The sequence below is a fragment of the Amycolatopsis pigmentata genome (assembly GCF_042684065.1).
Classification (GTDB): Bacteria; Actinomycetota; Actinomycetes; order Mycobacteriales; family Pseudonocardiaceae; genus Amycolatopsis_E; species Amycolatopsis_E pigmentata.
Genome location: NZ_JBHUKR010000029.1, coordinates 1 through 13,099 on the forward strand (window position 1 = coordinate 1; position 13,099 = coordinate 13,099).

The 13,099-nt window shown below is 68.9% G+C and carries 13 protein-coding genes; 2 read left to right on the forward strand and 11 right to left on the reverse strand.

What is annotated here, in order from left to right:
• Window positions 1-299: 299 nt before the first annotated feature.
• The 10 genes from tyrS to argC are packed head-to-tail and all read right to left on the reverse strand — an operon-like array spanning window position 300 to window position 10,631.
• Complete coding sequence (tyrS, locus tag ACFSXZ_RS39525; RefSeq protein ID WP_378271515.1) at window positions 300-1,574, reverse strand: tyrosine--tRNA ligase; 1,275 nt, start codon at window positions 1,572-1,574, stop codon at window positions 300-302.
• Between the two features lie 30 nt (window positions 1,575-1,604).
• The gene (locus ACFSXZ_RS39530) at window positions 1,605-2,228 is read right to left on the reverse strand and encodes a DNA-3-methyladenine glycosylase (RefSeq protein WP_378271842.1); all 624 of its coding nucleotides are present in this window, start codon (window positions 2,226-2,228) and stop codon (window positions 1,605-1,607) included.
• Between the two features lie 17 nt (window positions 2,229-2,245).
• Window positions 2,246-3,643, reverse strand: coding sequence for an argininosuccinate lyase (gene argH, locus ACFSXZ_RS39535; RefSeq protein ID WP_378271517.1), 1,398 nt, complete (start codon window positions 3,641-3,643; stop codon window positions 2,246-2,248).
• Window positions 3,644-3,690: 47 nt separating this feature from the next.
• Window positions 3,691-4,899, reverse strand: coding sequence for an argininosuccinate synthase (locus ACFSXZ_RS39540; RefSeq protein WP_378271518.1), 1,209 nt, complete (start codon window positions 4,897-4,899; stop codon window positions 3,691-3,693).
• On the reverse strand, window positions 4,883-5,410 hold the full coding sequence (locus tag ACFSXZ_RS39545) for an arginine repressor (protein WP_378271519.1): 528 nt from the start codon (window positions 5,408-5,410) through the stop codon (window positions 4,883-4,885). The genes ACFSXZ_RS39540 and ACFSXZ_RS39545 overlap by 17 nt, the downstream gene beginning before the upstream one ends.
• Window positions 5,407-6,333, reverse strand: coding sequence for an ornithine carbamoyltransferase (gene argF / locus ACFSXZ_RS39550; RefSeq protein WP_378271520.1), 927 nt, complete (start codon window positions 6,331-6,333; stop codon window positions 5,407-5,409). Before argF ends, ACFSXZ_RS39545 begins: the two co-directional genes overlap by 4 nt.
• Before the next feature lie 2 nt (window positions 6,334-6,335).
• Window positions 6,336-7,535, reverse strand: a complete 1,200-nt coding sequence (locus ACFSXZ_RS39555; protein ID WP_378271521.1) for an acetylornithine transaminase — start codon at window positions 7,533-7,535, stop codon at window positions 6,336-6,338.
• Window positions 7,535-8,452, reverse strand: coding sequence for an acetylglutamate kinase (gene argB / locus ACFSXZ_RS39560; RefSeq protein ID WP_378271522.1), 918 nt, complete (start codon window positions 8,450-8,452; stop codon window positions 7,535-7,537). Before argB ends, ACFSXZ_RS39555 begins: the two co-directional genes overlap by 1 nt.
• Entirely contained in the window at window positions 8,449-9,606 is a 1,158-nt protein-coding gene (gene argJ / locus ACFSXZ_RS39565; protein WP_378271523.1) for a bifunctional glutamate N-acetyltransferase/amino-acid acetyltransferase ArgJ, read from the reverse strand. Before argJ ends, argB begins: the two co-directional genes overlap by 4 nt.
• Window positions 9,603-10,631, reverse strand: coding sequence for an N-acetyl-gamma-glutamyl-phosphate reductase (gene argC / locus ACFSXZ_RS39570; RefSeq protein WP_378271524.1), 1,029 nt, complete (start codon window positions 10,629-10,631; stop codon window positions 9,603-9,605). The genes argJ and argC overlap by 4 nt, the downstream gene beginning before the upstream one ends.
• 142 nt (window positions 10,632-10,773) lie before the next feature.
• Between argC and ACFSXZ_RS39575 the strand changes: the two genes are divergently transcribed.
• A complete protein-coding gene (locus ACFSXZ_RS39575) occupies window positions 10,774-11,532 on the forward strand; it encodes a class I SAM-dependent methyltransferase (protein WP_378271526.1) in 759 nt (252 codons plus the stop codon).
• Window positions 11,533-11,607: 75 nt separating this feature from the next.
• On the opposite strand, the gene ACFSXZ_RS39580 is transcribed toward ACFSXZ_RS39575, so the two are convergent.
• Complete coding sequence (locus ACFSXZ_RS39580) at window positions 11,608-12,120, reverse strand: helix-turn-helix domain containing protein (protein ID WP_378271528.1); 513 nt, start codon at window positions 12,118-12,120, stop codon at window positions 11,608-11,610.
• Window positions 12,121-12,358: 238 nt separating this feature from the next.
• Between ACFSXZ_RS39580 and ACFSXZ_RS39585 the strand changes: the two genes are divergently transcribed.
• On the forward strand, window positions 12,359-13,087 hold the full coding sequence (locus ACFSXZ_RS39585; protein ID WP_378271844.1) for a DNA alkylation repair protein: 729 nt from the start codon (window positions 12,359-12,361) through the stop codon (window positions 13,085-13,087).
• Window positions 13,088-13,099: the final 12 nt, after the last annotated feature.

Below are 13,099 nucleotides of genomic sequence, written 5' to 3' on the forward strand. Positions count from 1 at the left end.
AACAAAGCTCTACTGGCTATAGTTCACTAGCACACTGTTGAGTTCTCAAACAACACGTAAATGTCTTCTTCTGGCAAGCCAGGCGACAACCGGCCCACCGCGAATCCGCTGATTCATTCGATGAGGTTTGGTCTCGCCCGACCGGACCACCCACTCTACCACACATGGTGGGAGGTTGGTTCGCGGCCCTCGCCTGGTACCCCGTGCCTTCCGGCCCGGTCTCCCTGGCGACGAAGAAAAGATTACATGGCGGCGACAGGGGCCTCGCAAGGGGGTCCCCTAAACGGGGAACCCCCAGGTCAGGCCAGCAATCGGACTCCTCCGACGGTCCGCTTGCCCCGCCGGACGACGAGCCATCCGCCGTGCAGCGCGCCGTCGGGCTCGGGCCGCCACTCCTCGTCGGCGATCTTCACGTTGTTCACGTAGGCACCGCCTTCCTTGACCGTGCGCCGCGCCGCGCCCTTGCTGTCCACCAGGCCCGCGGTCACCAGCAGATCGACGATCGTCGGTTCCTCGGATCGCCGGACCTCTCCGGTGGGCACCTCCGCCATCGCCGCTTCCAGCGTCGACGCGTCGAGCTCGGCCAGCTCTCCCCGGCCGAAGAGCGCCTGGCTGGCGGCGATGACCTGCCGGGTCTGTTCCGGCCCGTGCACGAGCGTCGTCAGCTCTTCCGCCAGCTTGCGCTGTGCCGACCGCAACTGCGGCTTTTCGGCCGTCAGCCGCTCGTACTCCTCGATCTCCTCGCGGGAAAGGAAGGTGAACATCCGCAGGTACGGCACCACCTGCGCGTCCGCCACGTTCACGAAGTACTGGAACCAGGCGTACGGGGAGGTCATCGACGGGTCCAGCCAGAGGTTCCCGCCCCCGGTGGACTTGCCGAACTTGCGGCCTTCCGAATCGGTCACCAGCGGTGTGGTCAGTGCGTGCACGGCCGCGCCGTCGACCTTGCGGATGTAGTCGACCCCGCCCAGGATGTTGCCCCACTGGTCGGCGCCCCCGATCTGCAGCTTCGTACCGTGCTTCCGGAAGAGCATCAGGTAGTCGTAGGACTGCAGGAGCAGGTAGCTGAACTCGGTGTAGGACATGCCGTCCGAGACCAGCCGGCGCTTGACCGTCTCGCGAGCCAGCATGACGTTGATCGAGAAGTGCTTGCCGACATCGCGCAGGAAGTCCAGCGCGGACACCTCCCGGAACCAACTCATGTTGTTCTCCAGGATCGCGCCCGACGGCGAGTCGTCGAACGTGACGAACTTCTCCAGCTGCACCGTGACCCGCTTGGCTCGCTCCTCGGTGACTTCACGGCTCACCAGCGTCCGCTCACCCACGTCGCGCGGATCCCCGATCTGGCCGGTCGCGACACCGGCGAGCATGATCGGCCGGTGACCCGCGCGCTGGAAGCGGGCCAGCGTCAGCAACTGCACCAGGTTGCCGGCGTGCAGGCTGTTCGCGGTCGGGTCGAAGCCCCCGTAGACCGTGAGCGGACCAGCGTCGAGGTCCTTCCGGAGCGCGTCCAGATCGGTGGAGTGCGCGATGAGCCCGCGCCAGGCCAGTTCGTCGAGGATGTGTTCGCTCACGCGTCGATACTCCCGTACCAGGTCAATCCCTTATCGGCCGGGTCGGGAGCGCCCGCCCCGGCGGTAAGCCGAAACGGCGGCCGAGTCCTCGACCCAGAACCGCCACGGATGGTCCATCGCCGCGGCCACCCCGACCCGGGGACCGGAGCGGACCGCGGCCCGGGGCACCTCGTCCCCGGTGAGCAACCGGATTTCCGATGCCGGATCGAGAAGATCCGCTCCGTTGTGTTCGGGCCCGATCCCCAGTGCCGTGGTGAGCCGCGCCGGGCCCTGCCCCAGTTCGTCGTCGCGGCGGGCCGCCTTTCGCCGGGCGCGGGCCAGCTCCACTCCCGACGTCACCTCGCCGGCCCGCAACAACACGGCTCCCGCCGTGCCGTCCTCGCTGCCGACCACGTTGGCGCAGAAGTGCATGCCGTAGACGAAATACACGTAGAGATGCCCGGCCGGACCCCACATGACCTGGTTCCGCGCGGTGCGCCCGCGATAGGAGTGCGACGCCGGATCCTCCTGGCCGCGGTAGGCCTCGACCTCGACCAACCGGGCCGTGACCGTCCCGGAGGGCCCGGCGCATTCGATGACCGACCCCAGGAGGAGGTAGGCCAGGTCGACAGGGTCGACCGCGAGCTCCTCGCGCTTGAACAACCGGCCGTTCATGCGCTCAGGACCACTCATCAGCCCGCCACCCACCGCCGGAAATCCTCCGCGCGGACCACCAGGCGTTCGAGTTGCTCGGCGACGCGATCGGGCGCGGTGCCACCCCGGGCATTGCGTGAGGCGACCGAGCCATCGACCGTGAGCACCTCACGGACCTGCGGGGTCAGGGCCGGATGAATCTTTTCCAGCTCGTCGTCGGTGAGTTCGTCGAGCCCCGCGCCGCGTGCTTCGGCCACGCGCACGCATTCCCCGGCCGCCTCGTGCGCGACCCGGAACGGAACGCCCTGCCGCACCAGCCATTCGGCGATGTCGGTGGCCAGCGTGAATCCCGCGGGCGCCAGCTCGGCGAGCCGTCCGGTGTGGAAGGTCAGCGTGCCGAGCATCCCGGCGATCGCGGGGAACAGCAGTTCCAGCTGCCCCACCGAATCGAACACCGGCTCCTTGTCCTCCTGGAGGTCCCGGTTGTACGCCAGTGGCATCGCCTTCAGGGTCGCCAACAGGCCGGTCAGATTGCCGATGAGCCGCCCTGACTTACCACGCGTCAGCTCGGCCACGTCGGGGTTCTTCTTCTGCGGCATGATCGAACTGCCGGTGGCCCAGGCGTCGTCCAGCGTGACGTAACCGAATTCGGCGGTGTTCCAGATGATCACCTCTTCGGCTATCCGGGACAGGTTCACGCCGAGCATCGCCAGGACGAACGCGAACTCGGCGGCGAAATCCCGCGAAGCGGTGCCGTCGATGGAATTCTCCACCGCCGCCGCGAAACCCAGCTCCCGCGCGACCGAGTCCGGGTCGAGCCCGAGCGAGGAGCCCGCCAGCGCACCCGAGCCGTACGGTGACTCCGCCGTCCGCGCGTCCCAGTCCCGGAGCCGGCTCACGTCGCGGAGCAACGCGTGCGCGTGCGCGAGCAGATGGTGGGCCAGCAGGACCGGTTGGGCGTGCTGCAGGTGGGTGCGGCCGGGCAGTACCGCGCCCGGATGCAGATTCGCCTGTGACACCAGGGCGTCCACGACATCGAGCGTGCCCGTGGCCATCCGTTTCGCCGCGTCACGCAGCCACATCCGGAAGAGCGTCGCCACCTGGTCGTTGCGGGACCGGCCCGCACGCAGCTTGCCGCCCAGCTCGGCCCCCGCGCGTTCGATCAACCCGCGTTCGAGCGCCGTGTGGACGTCCTCGTCGTCCGCCGAGGGCGTGAACGCCCCGGAAGCGACGTCCTCGGCGAGGCCGGCCAGCGCCCGGAGCATGCCCTCGAGCTCGCTGTCGGTGAGCAGACCGGCCTCGTGCAACACCCGCGCGTGCGCCCGGGACCCCGCGATGTCGTACGGCGCCAGGCGCCAGTCGAAATGCGTGGACACGCTCAGCGCCGCCATCGCCTCGGCAGGCCCGCTTGCGAAGCGTCCTCCCCACAGCGCCATGCTCGCTTCTCGCGGTTCCGCTTGCTCCCCCGGCATCGAAGCGCCCTTCACGCCTTCAGGTCGCGCGTCGCGGCGATCTTGCTCGGGAGGCCCCACAGCTGCACGAAACCCTTGGCCAGCGACTGGTCGAAGGTGTCGCCTTCGTCGTAGGTGGCCAGATTGAAGTCGTACAGGGACTGCTCGCTGCGACGACCGGTGACCACGGCGGAACCACCGTGCAACCGCAGCCGGATCTCACCGGAGACGTGCTCCTGCGTCTTGGCGATGAACGCGTCGAGCGCGTCTTTCAGCGGCGAGAACCACAGGCCGTCGTAGACCAGCTCGCCCCAGCGCTGTTCCACCTGACGCTTGAACCGGGCCAGATCCCGCTCCACGGTCACGTTCTCCAGCTCCTGGTGCGCGGTGATCAGCGCGATCGCCCCGGGCGCTTCGTAGACCTCACGGCTCTTGATGCCCACCAGCCTGTCTTCGACCATGTCGAGCCTGCCCACCCCGTGCGCTCCCGCGCGCCGGTTGAGCTGCTGGATCGCCTCCAGCACGGTGACCGGCTCCCCGTCGATCGCCACCGGCACACCCTTGTCGAAGGTGATGACCAGCTCGTCCGGAACCTGCCAGTGCACCGTCGGGTCTTCGGTGTAGGAGTAGACGTCCTTCGTCGGTTCGTTCCACAGATCCTCGAGGAATCCGGTCTCCACCGCACGGCCCCAGACGTTCTGGTCGATCGAGAACGGCGACTTCTTCGTCACGTCTATGGGCAGGTTGCGGCCCTCGGCGTAGGCGATGGCCTTCTCCCGCGTCCAGGCGTAGTCGCGCACCGGCGCGATCACCTTCAGGTCCGGCACCAGCGCGCCCAGACCCACTTCGAAACGCACCTGGTCGTTGCCCTTGCCGGTGCAGCCGTGCGCGACCGTGGTGGCGCCGTACTTCTTCGCGGCGTTGGCCAGGTGCTTGACGATCACCGGGCGCGAAAGCGCCGACACCAGCGGGTAGCGGTCCATGTAGAGCGCGTTCGCCTGCAACGCGGGCAGGCAGTACTCGTTGGCGAACTCGTCGCGGGCATCGGCGACCACGGCCTCCACAGCGCCGCAGTCGAGCGCGCGCTTTCGGATGGTCTCCATGTCCTCGCCGCCCTGGCCGAGGTCGACCGCGACGGCCACCACCTCGGCCCCGGTCTCTTCGGCGATCCAGCCGATGCCCACCGAGGTGTCCAGCCCGCCCGAGTAGGCGAGCACCACCCGCTCAGTCTTCTTCGTCACTACCGTTCTCTCCATTTCGTTCCATGTCCAAAGTAGATGACCGCCGCGCCAGTGCGGCGAACCGGTCGGCCAGATCCCGGCCGGTCAGCGGTTCCCTGGCGATCACCGCGACCGTGTCGTCACCGGCGATCGACCCGACGACCTCCTCCAGCGCCGCCCGGTCGATCGCGCTCGCCAGGAACTGCGCCGCCCCCGGCGGAGTGCGCAGCACCATGAGGTTGCCCGAAGCGTCCACCGACACCATCAATTCGGCCAGCAGACGCGAAAGCCGTGAGGTACCACCGCGCACGCCGCGCACCGGGCTGCCGTCCTCCGGGATGACATACACCGGAGCGCCCGAATCCGCGCCCCGGAGCTTCACCGCACCGAGTTCGTCCAGGTCACGCGACAGGGTGGCCTGGGTGACGTCGATCCCCTCGGCGGCCAGGATCTTCGCCAGCTCCGTCTGGCTGCGGATCGCCATCGTCGAAACCAGCTCGGTGATCCGGGCCTGGCGTGCGGCCCGGCTCATCGTCGTTGCCTCAGCAACCACAACAACAAGGCCTTCTGCGCGTGCAGCCGGTTCTCCGCCTCGTCCCAGACCGCGCTGGCGGGGCCGTCGAGGACCTCGTCGGTGATCTCCCAGCCGCGGTGCGCCGGCAGGCAGTGCAACACGATCGCCCCCGGCGCGGCCCGGGCGAGGAGCTCGTTGTTGATCTGCAACCGGCGGAACGGGGTCACGCGGTCCATGCCGTCGTTCTCCTGGCCCATCGACGTCCAGGTGTCGGTCACCAGCACGTCCGAGCCCTCGACCGCGGCGTTGGGGTCGGTGAAGACGGTGACCCCGCCGTCGGTTTCCTCGGCGCGTTCCTTGGCCGCCACCATGACCTCCGGAAGCGGCTGGAACCCTTCCGGCGTGACGACCCGGACGTTCAGTCCGGCCGTGGTCCCGCCGAGCATCAGTGAATGCGCCATGTTGTTCGCGCCGTCGCCGAGGTAGGTGAGGGTGAGCCCGGCGAGCCTGCCCTTGCGTTCCCGGATGGTCTGCAGATCGGCGAGCACCTGGCAGGGGTGGAACTCGTCGGTCAGCGCGTTGACCACCGGCACGGTCGCGGCCGATGCCATCGCGACGATCCGTTGCTGCGCGAAGGTCCGCCAGACGACCGCGTCGACGTAACGGGACAGCACGCGGGCGGTGTCCTCGATGGTCTCCTCGCGCCCGAGTTGCATCGACCGGCCGTCCACGATGGTCGGCTGGCCACCGAGCTGGGCTATGCCGACCTCGAAGGAAAGGCGGGTGCGGGTGGAGTTCTTCTCGAACAGCACCGCGACCGACCTCGGCCCGGCCAGCTCGCGGTTACCGAACGGGTCCTTCTTGAGTTCGTCGGCGAGATCGAGAATCGCCGACTGCTCTTCGGGCGTGACGTCGTCGTCGCGGAGAAAGTGCCGGAGCATGGTCAGCCTCCCTCCCGCGCACCGTCGAGCACGCCGGGCAGCGCGGCGACGAACCCCGCCGCCTCGTCGGCGCTCAGAATCAGCGGGGGCGCGAGCCGGATGGTGTCCGGCGCGACCGGGTTGACCAGATACCCCGCCGCCTGCGCCGAGCGGGCGACCGCCGGGGCGACGGGCTGGGACAGCGAGATGCCCAGCAAGAGTCCCGCGCCCCGGACACCGTTGACGAGCGGGTGCCGGAGCTCCTCGACACCGGCCGCGATGTCCTTGCCCAGCGCCGAAACGTGGTCGTTGAGGTTGTCGCGGGCGATGGTGCGCAACACCGCCAGCCCGGCGGCGCAGCACACCGGGTTCCCGCCGAACGTCGTGCCGTGGTGCCCCGGCTTGAGCGCCTCGGCGGCAGCACCGACGCCGATCACCGCACCCAGGGGCAGGCCACCGCCGAATCCCTTGGCGAGGGTGATCACGTCCGGCGTGATCCCGATCCGCTGGAAGGCGAACCACACACCGGTGCGGGCGATGCCGGTCTGGACCTCGTCCAGCACCAACAGGGCGCCGGACTCCTTGGTGATCTCCCTGGCGGCCTGCAGATAGCCGTCCGGCGCGGGGATCACCCCGCCCTCACCGAGGATGGGCTCCAGCACCACCGCGGCGGTGTCGGTGTCGACCGCCGCTCTCAACGCGTCCACGTCGCCGAACGGGATGTGCACCACACCGGGCACCAACGGCTCGAAGGGTTCCCGTTTGGACGGTTGACCGGTCAGCGTCAGGGAACCCATGGTGCGGCCGTGGAAGGCGCCCTCGCACGCGACCACCTTGGTGCGCCCGGTCAGCCGCGTGATCTTCAGCGCGGCCTCGTTGGCCTCCGCGCCGGAGTTGACGAACAACACCTTCCCCTGGCCGGCCAGCCCTGCCACGTCCAGCAGTGCCTCGGCGAGTTCCACCGCGACGGGGTTGATGTAGAGGTTGGACACGTGGCCCAGCACCGAAATCTGCTCGGTCACCGCGCGCACGACTTCGGGATGGGCGTGGCCGAGCGCGTTCACCGCTATACCACCGACCAGGTCGAGGTACTCGCGGCCGTCGGCATCCCACACACGCGCGCCGTCTCCGCGCACCAGGGTCAGCCCGGGGGTGCCGTAGTTGTCCATCAACGCGGACCGCCAGTGCGCCTGACCATCCACATTGGACTTTATCGGGTCCATCAGCTCTCCTGTTCCGGCAGGACCATCGTGCCGATGCCCTGCGACGTGAAGACTTCCAGCAGCACCGAATGCGCGATGCGGCCGTCGATCACGTGAGCCCCGCGCACCCCGCCACGCACCGCGCGCACACAGGCCTCCATCTTCGGGATCATGCCGCTGGCCAGGGTCGGCAACAGGGCTTCGAGGCGGTCGACACGGATGCGGTCGACCAGTGAGGACCGGTCCGGCCAGTTCGAGTACAGACCCTCGACGTCGGTCAGTACCACCAGTTTCTCCGCGTCCAGCGCGGCGGCCAGCGCCCCGGCCGCGGTGTCGGCGTTGACGTTGTGCACGACGCCGTCCACGTCGGGAGCGACCGTGGAGACGACCGGGATGCGCCCGGCGTTGACGATGTCGAGCACCGCGTCCGGGTTGACCGAGACCACCTCCCCGACCAGTCCGACATCCACCGCCTCACCGTTCACCGTGGCGTGCTTGCGCTCGGCGGTGAACAACTGCGCGTCCTCGCCCGAGATCCCGACCGCGTAGGGACCGTGGGCATTGATCAGGCCGACCAGTTCACGGCTGACCTGGCCGACCAGGACCATCCGCACGATGTCCATGGTCTCCGGCGTGGTGACCCGCAGACCGCCCTTGAACTCCCCGGCCAGGCCGACCCGGTTCAGCATCGCGGTGATCTGCGGTCCGCCGCCGTGCACCACGACCGGATGCAGACCGGCGAGCCGCAGGAACACCATGTCCTGCGCGAACGCCTGCTTCAACCGGTCGTCGATCATGGCGTTGCCGCCGTATTTGACGACGACGGTGGCACCGTGGAAGCGCTGGAGCCACGGCAGGGCTTCGATCAGCACGCCGGCCTTCTCGGCGGCCGTGGCGAACCGGTCGGCGGGGGGCACGAGGGCTTCGGACGAAGTCATGAGGAGTAGGCGCTGTTCTCTTCGACGTAGGCGTGCGAGAGATCCGTGGTGTAGATGGTGGTCTCGCTCGAACCGACGCCCAGATCGATCACGATCTCGATGGCGCGACCGGTCAGATCGGCCTTGGCGCGGTCCTCACCGGGGAGGCCCTGAGCGAAGACCGGGACGCCGTTGATGGTGATGGACAGCGAACCGGGATCGACCTCCGCCCGCGACCGTCCGACGGCCATGGCGATCCGGCCCCAGTTCGGGTCGGACCCGAACAGTGCCGTCTTCACCAGGTTGTCCTCGGCCACGGTGCGGCCGACGTTGATCGCGTCCTGCTCACTGGCCGCCCCGCGGACGATCAGGTCCACGTCCTTGGTCGCGCCCTCGGCGTCGGCACGCAACTGGAGTACGAGATCCAGACAGGTCCGGGTGAGCACGTCGGTGAACTCGTCCACCCGCGGCGCGATCCCGCTGGCGCCGGAGGACAGCACCAGCACGGTGTCGTTGGTCGACGTGCCGCCGTCGACGTCCAGCCGGTCGAACGTGACGCGGGCGGCCGCGCGGAGGGCGGCGTCGAGCGCATCCGGTTCCACCACGGCGTCGGTCGTCAGCACCGACAACATCGTGGCGAGGTTCGGCGCGAGCATGCCCGCGCCCTTGGCACATCCGCCGACGCTCCACCCGGCCTCGTGACTCCGCAGTGCCTGCTTGGGTTTGCTGTCGGTGGTCATGATGGCGGTGGCCGCGGCGAGGCCCGCTTCCGGACCGGTGGCCAGTGCCCGCGCGGCGCTTTCCACCCCGGACAGCACCGCGGGCATGGGCAACCGCTCACCGATCAGACCGGTCGAGCAGACCGCGACATCGATCGCCCCGGAGCCGAGCACCTCGGCGACCTTCTCCGCCGTGGCATGCGTGTCCTGGAAGCCGCCCGGGCCGGTCGCCGCGTTGGCGCCGCCCGAGTTGAGCACGACGGCCTTGAGCCGCTGATGCCGCAGCACCTCCTCGGTCCACAGGACCGGCGCGGCCTTGATCATGTTGCGGGTGAACACTCCCGCCGCGGTCTGCTCGGGTCCATCGTTGACGACAAGCGCGAGATCGAGGGCATCCTGCTTGATCCCGGCCGCCACACCGGCGGCCCGGAACCCCTTCGGCCCGGTCACGGTCAAGGTGCTACTCCTACGGTCGAAAGTCCGGTGGTTTCGGGGAATCCGAGTGCGATGTTCATGGACTGGATCGCGCCGCCCGCGGTGCCCTTGGTGAGGTTGTCGAGCGCGGTCACGACGATCAGGCGCCGGGCATCGGCGTCCACCGCCAGCTGGAGCTGAACGTTGTTCGAGCCCACGGTGGCCGCCGTGGCGGGCCAGCTTCCCTCGGGCAGGAGTTGCACGAACGGTTCCGCCTCGTAGGCCTTTTCATAGGCCGCCCTGGCCGTTTCGATGTCCACATCGGACACCAGCGGCGCGCTCGCCGTGGTGAGGATGCCGCGAGGCATCGGTGCCAGCACCGGGGTGAACGACACCGTCACGCGCGTTCCGGCCACCCCACCGAGGTTCTGCGCGAATTCCGGTGTGTGCCGGTGCGCCCCACCGACGCCGTACGCGCTCGCCGAGCCCATCACCTCCGACCCGAGCAGATGCGGTTTGAGGCTCTTGCCCGCACCGGAGGTTCCGGTGACCGCCACCACGGACACGTCCGCCTCGACCAGACCCGCGGCGAGCGCAGGGGCGAGCGCGAGCGAACCACCGGTCGGAAAGCAGCCGGGCACGGCGATCCGCTTGGCGCCCCTCAGCTTCTCGCGCGCTCCGGGCAGTTCGGGCAGCCCGTAGGGCCAGGTCCCCGCGTGCTCACCGCCGTACCAGCGCGCCCAGTCCGCCGCCCCGGCCAGTCGGTGGTCGGCGCCCAGATCGACGACCAGGACGCTGTCACCGAGTTGGGCGGCGATCTCACCGGAACGCCCGTGGGGCAACGCGAGGAACACGACGTCATGGCCCGCGAGCCGACCCGCGCTGGTCTCCCCCAGCACCCGATCAGCCAACGGGGCCAAATGGGGTTGATGCGCGCCCAAAGGGGTACCGGCGCTACTCGCCGCCGTCAGGGCACCGATCTCGACCTCGGGATGAGTGAGCAGCAGGCGCAGGAGCTCGCCTCCGGCGTACCCGCTCGCTCCGGCCACCGCGACCTTCACCGTCATACGTATGATTATGCACCATCTCGTAAGGTTAATCAAACGTTGATCACCAGTGCCGATCGCGACGGCGTGCGCCATACCTCTCCCGCACCGGGGCCGCGAAATGCGTTGCGACCCCTCGGCGGGGGCCGGGAGAGTGACTCCCATGCCTGGTTCGTCGTTCGAAGAGTTGCTCGCCGAAGGCGCCTCCATTCCTGTTGATGGCTGGGATTTTTCCTGGTTCGAGGGCCGCGCTACCGAGGAGCGCCCCTCCTGGGCCTATGCCAAGGTGATCTCCGCGAGGATGCGCACCTCGTCCGTGGCGCTGGACGTGCAGACCGGCGGCGGTGAAGTACTCGCCAGGATCCCGCGGCCGCCCTCGGTCCTGGTGGCCACCGAATCCTGGCTACCCAACCTCCTCGTCGCGAAGCGCACACTCGCCCCACTGGGCGCCGTCGTCGTCCACGCCGCCGACGACGGCGCCCTGCCGTTTCGGACCGGTACGTTCGATCTCGTCGTCAGCCGGCATCCGGTGGTCACTCGCTGGGACGAGATCAGCCGGGTGCTCGCTCCGGGCGGCGCCTTCCTTTCCCAGCAGGTCGGCGTGGGAAGCGTGCGCGAGTTGGCCGACTACCTGATGGGACCTCAGCCGGTCAGCGACGTCCGGAACCCGCGTCGCGCCGTCTCGGCCGCCGAAAGCGCAGGGCTCGTCGTCACCTATCTGCGCGAGCAGTCGTTGGAGACCGTGTTCTACGACATCGCGGCGGTCGTGCACTTCCTGCGCAAGGTGATCTGGATAGTGCCCGGCTTCACCGTCGACCGCTACCGCGACCGCCTCGCCGCACTCCATGACCACATCGAGCGCGAAGGCTCCTTCGTGGCGCACGCCCAGCGTTTCCTCATAGAAGCACGCAAGCCGGACTGAGCCGCGGCATCGACACGCACAGTCCGCACACGGACGCTCCCCGCGTCCTCCCGGCTTTGGCGCCGAGCCGTTCGATCACGGACTTCTCTCCGCAGGGCCAGCCGGCCCGCCTCCGGACACCCCCTCGGACCTCCGGCTCGGCGGCTCCGGCAGATACTCCCCTGGCCGTTCCGGGTCACATCCCACCCTGGGCAGCCGCGCCCGGATCCCACCCGGCGTGCGCTCCAGCCGCGCGGCGATTTCCTCGACGCTTTCGCCCGTGATCCACCGGCGTTCCAGTTCGGCGTCGAGTTCCGGACTCCACGGCCGCCCACGACCGGGAGGGTTGTCCCGGGCCTTCCGGCCCGTTTGGCCGGTCATCGCGGTGTGGTGCCGCAACGTCTCCGCCAGGACCGTGCCCAGTGTCGCGGCCGCGCGCGGAGTGACCTCGATCTGTCCGCTCGCGACGAATTCGTCCGCGGCTCCGCGGGCGCCGATGCCCACCACGAGCGTTTCGGACCGGTCGCCGCCCGGCAGCGCGGTGACCTCGATGGAAAAGGTGTGTTCGCCGGCCCGGATCGTGCTCCGGTGCTCTTCGATGATCGTCATGCCCGGCACGCTAGCGGCACCCACCGACATTTTTCGTCACCGTACGCGTCCGGCCGGTCGCCGACTGAAATTGTCGGTATCCCGTCCTACCGTGGTCGCGACATCACGACGAGCCCTGGGGAGGGGATCGTGAACGAACATCGCCGCCGGATCGACCGGTACTTCCAGGAGCCGCCGCACCAAGCCGCGGCTCCGGCCACCGCGTCGCCAACGCGCCATCGGAGGAAAGACAGTGCCAGTGGACGAAGTGGACGAGCTCGCACGGGCGGTCCGCGCTGGGCTCGCCGGGCTTTCGGACCCCGGCAAAGCGTCGTCGATGCGCCGGTACATGAAGTCGGAGATGCCGTTCCGCGGCGTGCCGAAACCGGCGCGCCGCATACTGACCAGACGGCTGTTCGCCGAACATCGGCTACCGGACCGGGAATCCTTCGTTTCCGCCGCCCTCAGGCTCTGGCGCGAAGCGGAGTTCCGCGAGGAACGCTACGTGGCCATCGACCTGACCGGGGATCGCCGCTATGCGCGGTGGCAGGACGCCACCTTGCTCCCCTTGTACGACGAACTGATCGTCACCGGAGCCTGGTGGGACTATGTCGACGAAGTCGCCATCCATCGGGTCGGCCCGCTGCTGCGAACCGACCAGGGCACGCTGACGCCGGTCATCAGGCGATGGGCGAACGACGACGACCGCTGGCGGCGGCGCAGTTCGGTGATCTGCCAGGTCGGGTCCAAAAAGGACACCGATATCGGCCTGCTCACCGCGACCGTCGAGGCCAACCTCGGCGGCCGGGATTTCTTCCTCCGCAAGGCGATCGGCTGGGCTCTGCGCGATTACGCGAAGACCGATCCGGGCTGGGTCTCCGCCTTCGTGGCCACCCACCCCGGCCTGTCACCGCTTTCCCGGCGAGAAGCTCTCAAGAACGTGGCCACCGCTTCGGAGGTGCGAAACGGTGGCCACGGGGAACACTGATGACGCTGGTTG